This is a genomic window from Flavobacterium sp. FlaQc-48 (genome assembly GCF_044007335.1).
Lineage (GTDB): Bacteria > Bacteroidota > Bacteroidia > Flavobacteriales > Flavobacteriaceae > Flavobacterium.
The window spans coordinates 73,670-88,239 of sequence record NZ_JBIPCR010000008.1 but is presented as its reverse complement, the minus strand read 5'-3'; the positions used below and the strand labels follow the sequence as shown (position 1 = coordinate 88,239).

The following is a 14,570-nucleotide window of genomic DNA, read 5'->3' as shown; positions in this document are numbered from 1 at the left end:
TTAAGTTAGTAATGAGTTATTAAAAGTCGTCCGTGACTTTCAACTTTTCAAAATTGAAGATAATTCTGTGTTAATTTTGATCATAAAAGGCTTTTATTTAGGCTTATTTTGCCTATAAAATAGACTTATTTAATGGCTAATTTCTTTCTTTTTGAGCTATATTTGTTTAATACACTACATATTATGCAAGCAGAAATAATACAAAAAATTAAAAGAATTCGTCTTGAAAAGGGCATTTCCCTTCAAGAGATGGCTGACAGGTTGAATATTGACCTTTCCGCATACTTACGATTGGAATCTGGGAAAACGTGTACATGGGGAAAATATTTAGAAGATTTGTTATTAATTTTTGAGCTTTCTCCTGAAGATTTTTTTAAGGGAATTGGTAAGAAAAAGTTTTTTTTTAAGAGGAAAAATTCTTTTGCTAAAATTTCTTATGTGGAGAATTTACATGCAGAATACAAAAAAAAGGTTGAGCAAATCGAATTTTTATATCAGGAAAGCTTAAAAGACAAAGATGCCATAATCGAGATGTTAAAAAGTAAATTGAAAAACAAAGACGATAATTAATCTTAAATTTTGACAAAAAAAAAGCTCCACTTTAGTGGAGCTTTTACGTATAGCGATAAAAGGGTATTACTTGATGATAATCTTCTTAGAAGTATTGTTGACTTTTAAAATATAATTTCCTGAAGTTACATTTGGCAATATAATTTTATTGTCTTTCACATCAGATGGCTTGAAGCTTTTAACTACGCGGCCTGTTAGATCATATAATTCAATAGTTTCAATTGTAACATTGTTGGCTTCTATGTTCAAATAGTTTGTTGCCGGATTTGGATAGACAGCAATACCATCGTTTGCAGGTTTTTTAATGTCGCCCACTCCTAAGCTTGGATCTGCCAGTTTAATCACTTTTTTAGTGCTTGAACCTGTACTCACGTAAAGATTTCCGTTGTAAACTGTCATTTGTGCCGGAGTGTCATAATCAACATTAAATCTGTAAAATTGTGTTTGGTCACCATCTGCTCCACCAGCAGGAAGACGGAAAATTCGATTTACTGCTCCACATGAAATATATAAATCACCATTTGGTGCAAAAGCAAGATTGTTTGGACTGCTCAGGAATGTTACTATTGTAGTAACCACACCAGCGGAGGTGATTTTTTTAATGGCTCCAGCTCCTTTATCAGCAACGTATAAGTTACCAGCTTTATCAAATGCTAATCCGTTAGGTTGAAGAAGACCTGAAACAAAAGTTGTCACTGTTCCTGTCGTGCTTATTTTTTTGATGTTACCACCACTCTCTTCTGAATAAAAAACGTTTCCAGTTGCATCAATGGCAATTCCGTATGGACCTCCAGTAGTAGAATAAACCGTTACAACACCTGCAGGGGTTATTTTTTCAATTCTTTGGGCTATACCGGAACCTGCTGACCAAAGATTGCCACTCGCATCAAAAGCTATTTGTTGCGGAGTACCATTTAAGGTAACAAAATTACTTTGCACAAGACCAGGTGTCACTTTTGTTACTTTATAGGTAACGTTATCGGCAACAAATAAGTTTCCGGATGCATCAAACGCAATTCCTGTTGGGGTATTAAATCCCGTTACATAGTTTGAAGGGGTTTGTGCATTAATGCTAAATGCAGATAGTAATGTTAAGAGTAAAATTTTTTTCATATATATTATTTTAGATTTGGTCAAAGATAAATTTTCCTTTGTAAATGTTGTTGCTTTTATAAGAAAGTATGTTGTAATTATTTGATTTTTGTTAGAATAATAGAATTGAAGTCTTTTTCTTTAGATTACTTTAATAAAGGGCTGGTATCAATAAAAATAACTAAATTCTGACATAGAAAAAGCTCCAGATTATGGAGCTTTTTTGTGGTTAATTAACTTTGGAAGTTGGTTTTGGTCATTATAATTGTATGCGATTATTCGTTTTGGGTGAATGACATATTATCGCGGGTATTTTTTTGTACTGAAATTGCTCCAAATAAGGCTAGTAAAAAAGCAAAGGCATAAAAACCTTTTTCGCTGGGTAAAATAGTAGCATTCCAAAGCCCGACTACCAGTAATACAATGGATAGTAAAGTTCCGAACCAGCAAATTCCATAATAGATATCTGTTACCGGAAGTTTTTCAAGCCTGTCTCTAACGCTTTTTTGTAAGGAAACAACAGCAAACAGACCAAACATTAAAACCGTAAAATAATATCCTTTTTCATTCAATAGCATTTCTGCTCTTGCAAGTCCAACGATAAAACCTACTGTTCCTGCTCCAAGAGCTACCCAAGATGCCGCTATAAAGGCATTCGATGTTTTTTGTACCATGTTTATTTAATTTATTTGTATTTAGAAAAAATTCCGGAATCTGTAGCGGTCCAGTAACAACATTTTTGACCGCTGCTTTTTAAGGCAGTATTAGCCCAGGTGTTACAAGTATGAAAGATGCTGTAACTGCCATTTGCTTCGTAAAAGGCATCAGTTTTTCCATAATTTGCGTTTGTTTTTATAGGTAAGAAATTCCCTGAAGCATCTTTCTGAAAACTATCAGAAATGTATTTTATTAAGCGGTCGTATTGCGCTTTGCTGATCATCATTTTTTTGCAATCGGCACCTTCTTTTAGATTTTTGTAGTAGGTCGCATGGATAGCAGTAGTACTTAGTCCGGAAGCTGCTTTGAATGCAACAGAAGCTTTTAAGTCAGACCATTCAGGAGTTTCCAGGTAAAAACCTTTGTCACCCCAGCCCATAGCCAAATATTTAAAGGTAGAATCAGAAATTTTTGTGTTTTCAAATTTTACTTTTTTGCTCCAGTCAATCTGATCGTTTTTTGTTGGCATTACTATATCCGTATGCACACCATTGGTCAAAATGTAAATTTCAACTTCAGGTTTTGTATTGTTTTCCTGATTGATGGTTATTTTAGGAAGTGAAAATACGGCCAGTATGTAAATAATAATAAGTCCAAAAAATACCAGAAATATTTTAAGAGTAATTTTGACTGCTTTCTTCAATGAGATGGTTTTTTGCTTGGTTTGCTTTGTTAATTAGTAAGTTTTGAATTAATAAACTCAATTGGTTGAGTGCAAATATAATTAAATTAGGTTCAGATCAAAATAAATTACAATAAACTATTGTGCAGTATAATCTTTCAAATAGGTTGAGATTCTAATTCTTATTTTCAGGACTGGATATTAAAATAAAAAAAGCTCCACTTATGGAGCTTTTTTGTTTTAAAGTAAGATAGATGTTATTGTTTAAGTATTTGTTGTAAAGGCTTTAGTTGTTCCATGTCTATTTTAGATTCTTTCAAAACAGACATTAAAGTCATGATATTATTTGGATTCATGTTTTCGCCTAATACACGAACGACTGCAAAACCATTTTCTTTTCTGTTGGCAAAAACTACAAATTCCTTAATATTGTCATCAGTACCCACATAACTTATTGATGCGCCGTCTTTACCTGAACCAAACTTCATTAACTGCTGGTATTTTGGATCTTTTAGAATCGCTTTAACTTTGGCTCTTTCTGTTTCAAATTGAGCCTGGTTTTTGTCATTTGCCTTAAAAGCTAAAATGTTCATTTTGTCGAATGATTTTAAAGCTTCATTTTGTTCTGCAGATAACTTGGTTTGGTCGAGATTTAAAATGTTGGGAGAGACATCCAAAGCGATAAAATCTTTGTTATTTGTGTTTTCTACAAAATATTTTTGCAATGAAGGTTCAGAATTACAACTAATAAAAGTTAGTAAGACGAGAACGGCTGTGGTAAAAACGTTAAGTTTCATCTTATTTTTTGCCTTTAGAGGCTTTTTTTAGATCAGAACCACCAGGAAGTTGCATCTTGTCTGTAAGTACTGAAATCTCGTTAATATCAAAGTTACCTGTTAGTGATAATAAAACCGTTTCGTCGTTTTTAGCCCCATTAATGAACATTAGTAATTCTTTTACTTGTGTGTCACTTGCCCCTGATTTTACAGATATTCTTACGTTTCTGCCGCTATCATTTACCCGCATTAATTCTTCTAAACCGGCTGTTTTCACATATTTGTCAGCAGAAGCTTTCATGTCGGCTTCAATTTTAGGGTTTTTTGTGGTAAATACTTTTAAGTAATCTAATTTTTTAATCAGATTAATGTATTGTTGCGTCTCTTTATCAGAGGCATCAACTTTTACTTTACTCATTAAATCGAACATTTTTTTGTTTACAATTACTGAGGTTACATCGTCCTGACCATCAAATTTGTCAAATGCGCCTTGTGCATAAAAGGCATGACTAACGAATGCTAAAACTAGTGTTATGATGAAATTTTTCATTTTTGATTGAATTTTAATTATTGTTTAAAAATTTTATTTTTTGATTGTTCATATTCCTTAATGTATTGTACACTTTCGATACCCACATTAACATTGTTTGATAATAAGGCTAAAGCTTTTTGCGTTGCAGCAAGGGCTTCTTCCGGATTGTCATAGGTTCCTAATTCTGTTTGCCCTACAGTTTGCGCTGCATTTTTTTCGCTTACATAAAAATAGGTTCCAATTCCTAGTAAAACAACAACTGAAGCTGCAATCGATAACCACGCCACATTTCGTTTATTAGTTTTTAGTGGGATCTCCTGCGTCGATTTTTGTTCTTTTACCTGAGAGAAATAACCAAACATAGGTTTGTAATACTCTAAATGCTGCGCAACATTTGGTGAAGAAAAATATTCTTTTAATTCTTTTTCTTCGGCAATATTGGTTTCTCCCTGAAAGTATTTTTCTAATATATCTTCTATTTTACTGAATTCCATATCGGTGTGTATTAAGCATTGATTCTCGTATTTTTTTTCTCGCTCTCGAAAGTGCTACCCGAATAGCCGTTTCATTCATGTTGACAATTTTTGCAATTTCATCAAATTCATATTGTTCAACATCGCGTAACTGAATTAATATTTGTAATTGTTCGGGCAACTGACTTATTATTTTTTCTACCCATTCTAAACTATTGGAATCTTCCAGCTTTTTATCCAGTTGGGGTTCCCGGTCTGTATAATTATTATGAACAATTTTAAGGTTTCCGGCTCTTTTCGATTTTAACTGATCCAGACAGTAATTTTTTGTCATTGTCATCGCCAATGCTTCAACACTACTGTAGGTTTCTAAATTCTCTTTTTTATTCCATAATTTAACCATTACTTCCTGAGTGGCATCTTCTGCTTCTTCGGTGCTGGTTAACAATCTTTTTGCCAGACGAAAAACTTTGTCTTTAAAAGGATTTATTAATTCTATAAACACATTCTGATTCATAAAATTTGGTGGTTATTCGTTAGCTTATATAGTCAAGACGAAGTACAATTATTTTTGTTACATGAGAATGTGAAAATTTTTATAAAAAAAAATACTTTAAAAATAAGTACACTTAAAACTAAAGATACTATTTTTACGTTAGTACTACATAGATACGACTATATGAAAACAATATTAAAGAGTGTACTGTTATTATTTTTACTTGCTTTTTCTTTGCAATCTTGTGAGGATCAGGATGATGTTGAGTCTCCGGCATCATTGCAGGTCAATGATTTTATCTGGAAAGGACTGAATCAGTTTTATTTGTGGCAGGCTGATGTCCCAAATTTGGCAGATAATCGATTTAATAATCAGGAAGCGCTTAATTCTTTTTTACGTGGATATTCTAAACCTGAAGATTTATTTCAGGATTTATTGAACAAACCTATTAGCAAATTTCCTAAAGGGCAGGCTATTGACCGTTTTAGCTGGATTGTTGATGATTACACCGTTTTAGAGCAAGAACTTCAGGGAACTTCGAAAAATAACGGAGTCGATTTTAGACTGAGTTATAAGCCTAACAGTACTACCGATTTGGTAGGTTATGTGCGTTATATTATTCCAAATTCTGATGCTTCTAAAAAAGATATCAAACGCGGTGACCTTTTTACTGCAATAAATGGTACTCAACTTACTGTATCCAATTATCAGTCCCTTTTGGCGGCTGATAGTTATACTTTTAATATGGTTACTTACGATGGAACTACTTTTGTATCTAATGGTAAATCTGTGTCATTAGTGAAAACAACTTTAGATGAAAATCCTGTTTTCATCAATAAAGTCATAACATCAGGAAGTCATAAAATTGGATATTTGATGTATAATGGTTTTTATGCCAATTATGATGCACAACTTAATGCTGCTTTTGCAGATTTAAAAGCGCAGGGAATTACTGATTTTGTCTTAGACTTAAGGTATAATGGTGGAGGTTCTATACAAACGGCAACACGTTTGGCGAGCATGATTACAGGTCAGTTTACCTCTAAGGTTTTCTCTAAGGAGAAATGGAATGCCAAAATTAACCAATATTATGAGAGTGAAGATCCAGAGTCTCTTATTAACAGATTTGTTGATAAAATCGATGGAGCCGCAATTAATAGTCTGAACCAAACTAAAGTATATATTATAACGACTAGTGGCACAGCTTCGGCAAGCGAATTGGTAATAAACGGATTAGTGCCTTATATTTCTGTAATTCAGGTAGGAGAAACAACAGTGGGTAAAAATGTAGGATCAGTTACTTTATACGATTCTCCAACTTTTGGAAAAGCAAACAGAAATCTAAATCATAAGTATGCTATGCAGCCTTTAGTTTTAAAAATTGTAAATTCAGCTGATTTTGGTGAATATACAGACGGTTTAAAGCCAACTTACGAACAACTCGAGCGTATTAGTAATTTAGGTGTTTTAGGTGATCCGTCAGAGCCATTATTAAATTTGGTTATAAGTAAGATTACTGGTGCGACTACTAAAAAAGCAGAAGAGGAAAGAGGAGTAGCTTTAAAAGGTTTTACAGATACTAAAGCAATTAGCGGAATCAGAAATCAAATGTATCTCGAGAAAGCTCCCGAAGGGCTTTTAAGAGCATTAAAATAAAAACAATAAAAAAGGCTTTCATTTCTGAAAGCCTTTTTTATTAGAAATGTCTCGTCCAAAAACTAATTCTAAAAACTAATTAATAATTATTAATCATTAAAGTAAAAACCGTTAGTTCCTATACCGGTAGTTAATTCTTTTTGCAGGGTTCCGGCTAAATTGTAGATGTAAGCTTTACCATCTGTCGAAAAGTTTCCTTGAGCAACATAGATATGGCCATCGTTAACTGCAAATCCGTATACATAAGTCGCAGGCGTTGTTATGACTGCTGTTGTTGATGCAGCAGTAGCATTTGTATTTATAGTATAAACAGAACTTCCTACTGTGTAGTAAATTTTGCTGTCTTCAATATCCATAAATCCGGCACCGCTTAAGCTTTCAGGAAAAGCAATTTTACTAGTTGTTTTGTCTGCTATTTTTACTTTTACAAGTTCACTGGCATTTCCAAATCCTCCTTTTAAAATGTATAAAACTCCATTGTCTTCTTCGATACAATCAGCGTTAAGGCCAATTTGTACAGGAGCGTCCAGTTTTTTCGTTGCAATATCTACAACCAGTAATTTATCGTTATAAGAATCGGTAATGTAAAGTTTTCCATCTTTCAAGACTACTCTGTTTGCAGTAGAATTTAAGTCGATTTTAGATTCAAAAGTATTAGTTGCCAGGTTAATTACTGCAACATAATCATCTGTATCTCCTGTTGCCGCATTTTCGTATGAATAGGTATTGGCGTTCGTAACATACGCTTTACCATCTTTTACAACTCCGTATCTTGGATTCTTTAAACCCGTTTCGATTTTTGTAATTAACTTAAAAGTATATCGGTTAACTACTGTAATATTGTTGGCTCCGCCAGAAATTATATAAGCATTGTCTCCGCTAAAAAAGATGTTTTGTGCATATTTCCCAAGGATGTCATTTCCATTTACGATGGAATAAACGTCTTTAGTGAAAGAAGTTAAATCATTACTTGAAAATGAAACAGTACCTTGTGTAGTGCCTTCATTCAAAATAAAAAAGCCCTTGTCATACACTCCTTTTGGAGTATCGTCGCTGTCATCATTTGAACACGAAACGAATAAAGAAACGCTAAGTGCTATTAAAAATAATTTACTAAATTTCATCATATTAAAATTTTAAGGTTAAATACATATTAAAATTGCGACCCGGCATTGGTCTGTATTCCAGACTTTCGTATTCTTTATTGAAAAGATTTAAAACCTGAAACCCGAGTCTGAAAGCATCCAGAAATTTAAAATCATAATCGATTCCGATGTTCGAAACGTTATAATCGTTTACAATTTCTGTTGGATTATTATCTCCTGTAGTATAAACAAAGCCATTATACATAAATTGATAATAAGCAGAAATTCTGTTTCCTGAATAAGAAAAAGATGCAGTTGCTTTATGAAAAGGCACAAAAAAGAGTTGTTTTTTAGTATCCTCGTCTTTAGAAACGGTGTAAGCATAAGTGGCATTTGCGGCAAAGTAATTTTTTCCAAAATGTTTTTTCCAGCTCAATAATGTTTCTGCTCCATAACTATTGACATTGTCTGTGTTTTTTGGAGACCAGATTCCGTTACTGCCAGGAACCCATTGTAATAAATCTTTTATTTTCATGTAATAAAAGGTTTGGGTAAGTGAAAGGTTTCTAAAAGTAAAAACGTTACCAATCTCTGCCTGATAAGAACTTTCAGGTTTTAAATCGGGATTTCCGCCTTGTTCCCAATACAAATCATTAAAAGTTGGGATTCTGAAATTTCGGGATAAATTAAATTTTAAATTGTACAATTTGCTGAATTGATACGAAGATCCTAACGAGAATAAAACCGGTGATTGATAATTATCTGTAAATTCTTTTCGGATGCCAAATTCATTTTTCCAATCTGCTGAAATATCTTGTTTTACTAATAGAGCAGCTGAGCTAATTTCTCTGGTATGATCACCAAAACCACTTCCGTAACCTTTTGTTCTGTTGTAATCTAAAATGGCACTTACTTGTATTGATTTTGAAAACTGATATCCTATATCTGCTTTTGTAATGAGGCTTTCCGTTTTTCCGTAAGTGAAAAAATTAATAGCATTATTGGGGTAATACTGGTAATTTTCGAAGATATAAGCAGTTTTTAAATTGGTGCTAAATTTGCCAAAATTACCATCATATTCCAGTAAGTTTCGATTAAAACCATTTACATATCGGGTTTTAGTTTCGGTTTCTGATATTAAAGATGTATTCCGATCCGTATTTGAAGTTTGAGAGTATAATTTTAAACTGTTTTTGGAGTCAAATTTATAACCAACGTTGGCGCTCATTGTAATGATGTCGTACTGTCCGTTTTGGTTCCGGCGTTGTTCGCCTTTCCAGTTGTATTGGTTTAAATACTTATAATCATTTGTTGAACTGTTCTTAGAGAAACCAATTTGTGCGCTCCATTTCTCGTTCGAAATATTGGTTTTATAATTGAGTCCAATGGTATTGAAACTTCCGTAATCTACTCTTAAATTATTTTCGAATCTCTTGTAAAAGCCAAGATCATTATTCAGGTGAACTGTTCCGCCAACTGCACCACTGCCATAAATGACACTTCCTCCACCGGCTTTTACGCTGATAGAATTATAATCGGAGCCTGAAATCGTATTAAAGTCAGTACTTCCGTTCATCTGAGAATTAATGTTTATTCCGTTCCAGATTACTGCCGTTTGCGAGGCCGTTGTCCCTCTGAAGGAAACTGTAGAAAGCATTCCTCGTCCGTATTCTTTAAAATAGATGGTAGAACTGAAGTTTAATAAATCAGTTAATAAAGCCTCATTTTTATTAATAACAGAATCATTGAGTTTTAAAACGGATTGTGAATTGGAGTATTTCTTCAGATTAGCATCTGAAACTACAACTTCTTTTAATTTGTTAACAGAATCATTCTGCGCCAAAATAATCTGGCACAACATTAAGAAGCAAAAAGCAAAAAGTTTTTTTAAAGTCATAATTTCTACACTCTTTTTCCCGAGAGCTCGATATTGATTACAAAGGCAGGTCTCCTGGCTTGCGTCTTGTTGTTTACCTTCCCATTCGCCGTGGCGAGCAGTGGTTTTGTAGTTAACAACAAGCATTCTTTTCAGAACAAAGCTTACAGTTGCGGGTACAGCTCAAGATTTTTTATAATTCCTTGATTCCCTTTTAATGTGTTTTTAAATAAACACAACCTTAATTTTGTGCAAAGATAAAGTTAAAATTGTCGAATTTTCAAATTTGTTTGACTTTTTAAAACAAATTCGAAACAAAAATGGTTTTTATAGTTTAATTTTAATGACTTGACCAAAGTCTACTTTGTTGTTAAAGGCATCTTTTAAAGGCAATGAAGCCTGATGGCATAAAATACTTCTGATTACTCCGGCATGTGTTATGATGATAATGGGGTTTTTAATGTTTTTTGAGGCAAGCTCAGTTAAAAAAATGCCCACTCTTTGATGCAATTCAATAAAGGATTCCCCATTTGAAACTGCAATATTTACAAAATCTTCCATCCACGGATTAAGTTGTTCGGGTGAAATCTCATTCCAGTTTTTCAATTCCCAGTCACCAAAATTCATTTCCATTAAACGGCAGTCTTTTTCAAATGAAGTAACGTTTATGCTATCCTGAATGTATTGGGCTAAAATAACACAACGTTTCAATGGACTCGTAAAGAGTACTGCTGCTGCGGGTAATTGCGAAACAATATTCCCGAAAACAGATTCAAAAGGTTCAGCCAGATCAACATCTGATTGTCCGTAGCAAATTCCTTTTTCACAAATCGTTTCAGTATGGCGAACTAGATAAATTTCCATATTAAAAGAATGCTTAAATAATAAATCACTTCACAAACTTGTTGCGTTGCACCAAGACAATCTCCGGTATAACCATCAATCCACTTTTTAAAATATCGGGCCAAAAAATAACGCATTATAAAAACGGGAAGCAGTGCAAAAAGAAATGTATGCTGAAAATAAGAGAAAACAAATAGTGGAATTAATCCAAAGAAAAAGGAACCTGAAATTTCTTTCCAACTATGATTTTTAGCAATTGGTTTGCTTTTGCTTGAAGCATCATCTCTGGAATATTCATGAGTAAAAATTATCGAAATAGCAGCCAGACGACTCAAAGCATGAGCAGAAACAAATAAAAGAAAAACCTGAAAAAGTGCGATAGTATTATCTGTTTTAAATAGCGAAATGGATTCTGAAAGCAATTTGAATTTCAATAAAAAAAGTAACACCAAACCAATTGCGCCATAAGCGCCAATGGCACTATCTTTCATTATCGTTAGAATTTTTTCTTTGGTCCATCCTCCGCCAAATCCGTCGCAAACATCTGCAAACCCATCTTCATGAAAGGCTCCGGTGGTCAGTATTGAGGCTATAATTGCAATAATAACAGCTGTTTCTGTTGAAAGAAAAAGAGAAAAAAGATAAAAAGCCAGAAAAGAAATACTGCCTACAATCCAGCCAATCAAAGGAAAATAGCGAGTGGCTTTGTTTAAATAATCAGGATGGTGCGTGATGTTTTTTGGACAGGGAATTCTGGTATAAAACATTAAGCAGGTAAAGAAGATATGGAGTTCTTTTTTCATGTATAGAATGATAAATTTTGATTTTAATGAGCTACTGAAAACTATTATTATTTCCTGCTAACGCCGGCACTTTCAAAACTGGCCATATCATTTAAAAAAGCTTCAGCCGATTTTAAAATGGGGAAAGCTACTGCACAGCCGGTTCCTTCGCCCAAACGCAAATCCAGATTTAAAATAGGTTTTGCATTCAGGTAATTCAATAGCGTTTGATGTGCTTTTTCAGCCGAACAATGGCAAAAAACAGCATTTTGTATAATATTCGGATTAATTTTTGAAGCAATCAAAAAGGCTACGCTACAAATAAAACCATCAACCAGAACAATCATTTTATGATCGAAAGCAGTTAGCATTCCGCCAGCCATTTGTAGAATTTCAAAACCTCCAAAATAGGCGAGTTGCTGGTTTAATTCGGCCTGACCGGAATAATTTTCAATGGCTTTTTGAAGTAAATTTTGTTTCTGAAGCAATTTTTTATTTTCAACCCCAGTGCCTTTTCCAACACATTCTTCAAGAGGCAGGCTGGTTAGAAGACTCATTAAAACCGAAGCTGTTGAAGTATTCCCGATTCCCATTTCACCAAAACCGATGCAATTAGAACCGGTTTTAGCGATATTTTCTACAATCGATTTTCCTTTTTCGAAACACAATTGCAATTCGGTTTCGCTCATTGCCGGAATATGTAAAAAAGATTGTGTCCCCTTGGCAATTTTAGCATGAATGAGGTTCGCATTTGTTGGAAAATCATAATTAACACCGGCATCTACAATCGATAATTGAATGTTATTTTGTTTACAGAAAACATTTATTGCTGCGCCACCCTGAAGAAAATTACCAACCATTTGTCGGGTAACATCTTGCGGGTAGGCACTTACGCCATGATTTGCAATGCCATGATCAGCGGCAAAAACGACAATATTCGGATGTATTATTTTTGGATTTAAAGTTTCAAAAACCGTTGCGATTTGAAATGCCAATTTTTCTAAAGTACCTAAAGCTCCAATAGGTTTGGTTTTAGCATCGATTTTTTCCTGTAAAAGTGTACTGAAATGATTTTCGATCTTAGCTTCGGTTGGAGATTCTAAAGGTAAATCGAAAGTATAATTTTTAACAATATCTTTAATTTCTTTACAATCCGGAGCTTCTGATTTTTGTTTCCAGTGTAATTGTTGAAGCATCGGCTGATTATCGTAATTCGTTGCCGGTTTTCCAATACAGAAATAGCCCAGAGGCTCAATATTTTCTGGTAAATCAAGAATTTTTTTAAACTGATAATAATTCAAAATTGAAACCCAGCCCATGCCATAACCTTGTTCTGTAAGCGAAAGCCAAATGTTTTGTGCCGCACAAACCGAACTAAATTTAACCGCTTCATTACTGCCAACCGTTCCAATCGTAAATTGGTTCAGCACAGCCCGGTCATACGCAATGATGAGCCCGATTGGTGCTTCTTCAATTGCTTCTAATTTGAGGGATTTATAATGTTCTTTTTGTTCGGGATTATCCGTAAGTTCTTCGGCTTTTTTATTATAATCTAAAAACAGGTTTTTTACTGCCGTTTTAACTTCAGCAGATTTGATGATGAAATATCTTGTCGCATCCGTTAACCCTACAGAAGGAGCCCAATGTCCGGCTTGCAAAGCTTTCTCAATTACTTCGTCCGGAACTTCATCTGCGGTGAAATGTCGGGTATCACGGCGCGATTTTAGAATATCATCAAGGTAGCTCATAATTTTCAGTATCAAGTGCAAGATTCAATTTCAATTTCAAAAATCAAAATTGAAGTTGATGTAAAGATAAAGTATAGCGTTGGAATTTGGAATTTAAGATTTGGAATTTCTTTTTATGATTGATTTTTGAAATTGCTATTGCTATCCTTTAATCTTAACCGGAATTCCTGAAACCATTAAAACGACTTCATCTGCATTCGATGCCAGAAACTGATTCATCCAGCCTTGCAATTCGGTAAATTTTCTGCCAATATGAGTTTCGGCATGAACGCCCATTCCAATTTCGTTTGTTACAATAATCAAAGTAATGTTTTCCTGACTGGCAATTGAAAGAAATTCCTTCTTGGCTTCTTCCAGACTTAAATGCACATCATTTTTATGGTCAATAAAAAAGTTAGTGAGCCAAAGCGTTACACAATCAATCAAAGCCGTTTTTTCGCTAAAAACAATTTTACTTAAGTATTTTTCCTCTTCGATATTTGTCCAGCGTTCATCGCGTTCCTGCTGATGGCGATCGATTCTGTTTTGAAAATCGGCATCCCATTTTCTGGCTGTTGCGACATAAATTGGCGAATTGGATAGTTGCAAGGCTAAATTTTGGGCATAAGTGCTTTTTCCTGATCGCTCACCTCCGGTAATTAAGTAAATCATCTTTTAATTGTGGATTTTTAATTTTTAATTGTGAATTTTTATGGCGTTCCCTCCGGTCGGGCTATACGCTTTATCTTTTATTTTTTTAAAGAAAAAAAATAAAAGGATACCGCTTCTATCCCTAACGCAAAAGATTAATTGTGGTTTAAGAATCAGTCATGAACTTATAATTCAAAACTAATAGGGATTAATAAGGGCAATGCCTGCAATCATTTCCGCAGCAACTTCCTCTTTTGAGATGAAACCAGGATTTAAAAACGTAATTGCCATTTTCGAGATAATAATCAATACCTTCTATTAGTTTTTCTTGTTGAGGTAAAGATATTGCTTTATTTTTTAAGGCTTTTTCGGGAGTGAGGGTTTCTACGTAAGCATCAATTTTATCTTCGCAGGCTTCTTTGAAGCAAACCGGACAAAGGCAATCTCCTCCTTCTGAAAGGTTAAATATAGGAGGGAAGTCATTACACCAACATTTACTTTCTACAGAAATATCTCCGCAACTAAAAGAAGATTCACAGCTTGAGCAAACTTTTGTTTTTATGCTATTCATAGGGGAAAGATGGTATTTGTTGTATTTTGTAAGAATAAAGGTAAACAAAAAAAATAGAAATTGACTTACCTTTGTCACTGCGAAAATCCAAATCATGAAAT

At 33.9% G+C, this 14,570-nt stretch carries 16 protein-coding genes and 1 riboswitch; of the genes, 2 read left to right on the top strand and 14 right to left on the bottom strand.

Annotated features, from left to right (window positions below):
• Positions 1-183: 183 nt before the first annotated feature.
• Positions 184-570 carry a helix-turn-helix domain-containing protein gene (locus ACHRWY_RS14210; protein WP_395355494.1) on the top strand — a complete coding sequence of 129 codons (387 nt, stop codon included), beginning with the start codon at positions 184-186 and terminating at the stop codon, positions 568-570.
• 66 nt (positions 571-636) lie between these two features.
• On the opposite strand, the gene ACHRWY_RS14205 is transcribed toward ACHRWY_RS14210, so the two are convergent.
• From ACHRWY_RS14205 to ACHRWY_RS14175, 7 genes are all read right to left on the bottom strand, one after another.
• Positions 637-1,683: a T9SS type A sorting domain-containing protein gene (locus tag ACHRWY_RS14205; RefSeq protein ID WP_395355492.1), complete on the bottom strand. Its 1,047-nt coding sequence runs from the start codon at positions 1,681-1,683 to the stop codon at positions 637-639.
• A gap of 254 nt (positions 1,684-1,937) precedes the next feature.
• The gene (gene yiaA, locus ACHRWY_RS14200; protein ID WP_395355491.1) at positions 1,938-2,336 is read right to left on the bottom strand and encodes an inner membrane protein YiaA; all 399 of its coding nucleotides are present in this window, start codon (positions 2,334-2,336) and stop codon (positions 1,938-1,940) included.
• Positions 2,337-2,347: 11 nt separating this feature from the next.
• Positions 2,348-3,022 carry a TIGR02117 family protein gene (locus ACHRWY_RS14195; protein ID WP_395355490.1) on the bottom strand — a complete coding sequence of 225 codons (675 nt, stop codon included), beginning with the start codon at positions 3,020-3,022 and terminating at the stop codon, positions 2,348-2,350.
• 236 nt (positions 3,023-3,258) lie between these two features.
• Positions 3,259-3,798 (bottom strand): DUF4252 domain-containing protein, encoded by a 540-nt coding sequence (locus tag ACHRWY_RS14190; protein ID WP_395355489.1) that lies wholly within the window; start codon positions 3,796-3,798, stop codon positions 3,259-3,261.
• Between the two features lies 1 nt (position 3,799).
• Positions 3,800-4,327 carry a DUF4252 domain-containing protein gene (locus tag ACHRWY_RS14185; protein WP_395355488.1) on the bottom strand — a complete coding sequence of 176 codons (528 nt, stop codon included), beginning with the start codon at positions 4,325-4,327 and terminating at the stop codon, positions 3,800-3,802.
• Positions 4,328-4,344: 17 nt separating this feature from the next.
• Positions 4,345-4,803, bottom strand: a complete 459-nt coding sequence (locus tag ACHRWY_RS14180; RefSeq protein ID WP_395355487.1) for a hypothetical protein — start codon at positions 4,801-4,803, stop codon at positions 4,345-4,347.
• Complete coding sequence (locus ACHRWY_RS14175; protein ID WP_395355486.1) at positions 4,790-5,299, bottom strand: RNA polymerase sigma factor; 510 nt, start codon at positions 5,297-5,299, stop codon at positions 4,790-4,792. Before ACHRWY_RS14175 ends, ACHRWY_RS14180 begins: the two co-directional genes overlap by 14 nt.
• Positions 5,300-5,461: 162 nt before the next feature.
• Between ACHRWY_RS14175 and ACHRWY_RS14170 the strand changes: the two genes are divergently transcribed.
• Entirely contained in the window at positions 5,462-6,934 is a 1,473-nt protein-coding gene (locus ACHRWY_RS14170) for a S41 family peptidase (protein ID WP_395355485.1), read from the top strand.
• A gap of 89 nt (positions 6,935-7,023) precedes the next feature.
• Here ACHRWY_RS14170 and ACHRWY_RS14165 read toward each other — a convergent pair whose 3' ends face one another.
• The 7 genes from ACHRWY_RS14165 to ACHRWY_RS14135 form a co-directional block, all read right to left on the bottom strand.
• Positions 7,024-8,061 (bottom strand): YncE family protein, encoded by a 1,038-nt coding sequence (locus tag ACHRWY_RS14165; protein ID WP_395355483.1) that lies wholly within the window; start codon positions 8,059-8,061, stop codon positions 7,024-7,026.
• Position 8,062: 1 nt separating this feature from the next.
• Positions 8,063-9,916: a TonB-dependent receptor plug domain-containing protein gene (locus tag ACHRWY_RS14160; protein WP_395355482.1), complete on the bottom strand. Its 1,854-nt coding sequence runs from the start codon at positions 9,914-9,916 to the stop codon at positions 8,063-8,065.
• 26 nt (positions 9,917-9,942) lie between these two features.
• Positions 9,943-10,154, bottom strand: a riboswitch (cobalamin riboswitch).
• Between the two features lie 68 nt (positions 10,155-10,222).
• Entirely contained in the window at positions 10,223-10,759 is a 537-nt protein-coding gene (cobC, locus tag ACHRWY_RS14155) for an alpha-ribazole phosphatase (RefSeq protein WP_395355480.1), read from the bottom strand.
• On the bottom strand, positions 10,744-11,541 hold the full coding sequence (locus ACHRWY_RS14150) for an adenosylcobinamide-GDP ribazoletransferase (RefSeq protein WP_395355478.1): 798 nt from the start codon (positions 11,539-11,541) through the stop codon (positions 10,744-10,746). Before ACHRWY_RS14150 ends, cobC begins: the two co-directional genes overlap by 16 nt.
• A gap of 47 nt (positions 11,542-11,588) precedes the next feature.
• Positions 11,589-13,268 carry a nicotinate-nucleotide--dimethylbenzimidazole phosphoribosyltransferase gene (gene cobT / locus ACHRWY_RS14145; RefSeq protein ID WP_395355476.1) on the bottom strand — a complete coding sequence of 560 codons (1,680 nt, stop codon included), beginning with the start codon at positions 13,266-13,268 and terminating at the stop codon, positions 11,589-11,591.
• A gap of 141 nt (positions 13,269-13,409) precedes the next feature.
• Entirely contained in the window at positions 13,410-13,919 is a 510-nt protein-coding gene (gene cobU, locus ACHRWY_RS14140; RefSeq protein ID WP_395355475.1) for a bifunctional adenosylcobinamide kinase/adenosylcobinamide-phosphate guanylyltransferase, read from the bottom strand.
• Between the two features lie 187 nt (positions 13,920-14,106).
• Positions 14,107-14,469, bottom strand: coding sequence for a DUF5522 domain-containing protein (locus ACHRWY_RS14135; RefSeq protein ID WP_395355473.1), 363 nt, complete (start codon positions 14,467-14,469; stop codon positions 14,107-14,109).
• Between the last annotated feature and the right edge of the window lie 101 nt (positions 14,470-14,570).